Genomic DNA, 1,022 nt, shown 5'->3' with positions numbered 1-1,022 from the left:
TCGACGTAGGAGCCGACGCCGAAGACGGGGTGGCGTTGCCGGATCTCGATCATTTTGCGGGTCCAGTGCAGGAGTGATCCGGGGTTGTTGATCTGTGCTTCGACGTTGACGGCCTGGTAGCCGTAGATGGGGTCCATGATGACGGGGAGGTAGAGGCGGGCGGGGTCGCATTGGGAGAAGCCGGCGTTGCGGTCGGGGGTCCATTGCATGGGGGTGCGGACGGCGTCGCGGTCGCCGAGCCAGATGTTGTCGCCCATGCCGATTTCGTCGCCGTAGTACAGGACGGGTGAGCCGGGGAGGGAGAGCAGGAGGGCGGTGAAGAGTTCGAGTTGGTTGCGGTCGTTGTCCAGGAGGGGTGCGAGGCGGCGGCGGATGCCGATGTTGGCTTTCATGCGGGGGTCTTTGGCGTATTCGGTGTACATGTAGTCGCGTTCTTCGTCGGTGACCATCTCCAGGGTGAGTTCGTCGTGGTTGCGGAGGAAGATGCCCCATTGGCAGGATTCGGGGATTTTGGGGGTTTGGGCCATGATCTCGGAGATGGGGTAGCGCTGTTCGCGGCGGACGGCCATGAAGATGCGGGGCATGACGGGGAAGTGGAAGGCCATGTGGCATTCGTCGCCGCCGGCGCCGGGGTCGCCGAAGTATTCGACGACGTCGGCGGGCCATTGGTTGGCTTCGGCGAGCAGGACGCGGTCGGGGTAGAGGCGGTCGACTTCGGCGCGGACGCGTTTGAGGTAGGCGTGGGTTTCGGGGAGGTTCTCGCAGTTGGTGCCTTCGCGGGCGTACAGGTAGGGGACGGCGTCGAGGCGGAAGCCGTCGATGCCGAGGTCGAGCCAGAAGCGCAGGACTTCGAGCATGGCGTCCTGGACGGCGGGGTTGTCGTAGTTGAGGTCGGGTTGGTGGGAGAAGAAGCGGTGCCAGTAGTACTGGCCGCGGACCGGGTCGTAGGTCCAGTTGGACTGTTCGGTGTCGACGAAGATGATGCGGGCGTCGGGGTATTTCTCGTCGGTGTCGTCCCACAT

Annotated in this window: 1 protein-coding gene; it reads right to left on the bottom strand. The window is 64.3% G+C overall.

Features of this window, described 5'->3' with window-relative positions:
• The coding region (locus ABD296_RS49370) for an alpha-amylase family glycosyl hydrolase (protein WP_344285455.1) at positions 1-1,022 on the bottom strand (1,022 nt) is incomplete at both ends.

The organism is Actinomadura napierensis (assembly GCF_039529375.1).
Lineage (GTDB): Bacteria > Actinomycetota > Actinomycetes > Streptosporangiales > Streptosporangiaceae > Spirillospora > Spirillospora napierensis.
The sequence above is the reverse complement of the archived record's forward strand: the minus strand, read 5'-3'. Positions and strand labels throughout refer to the sequence as shown.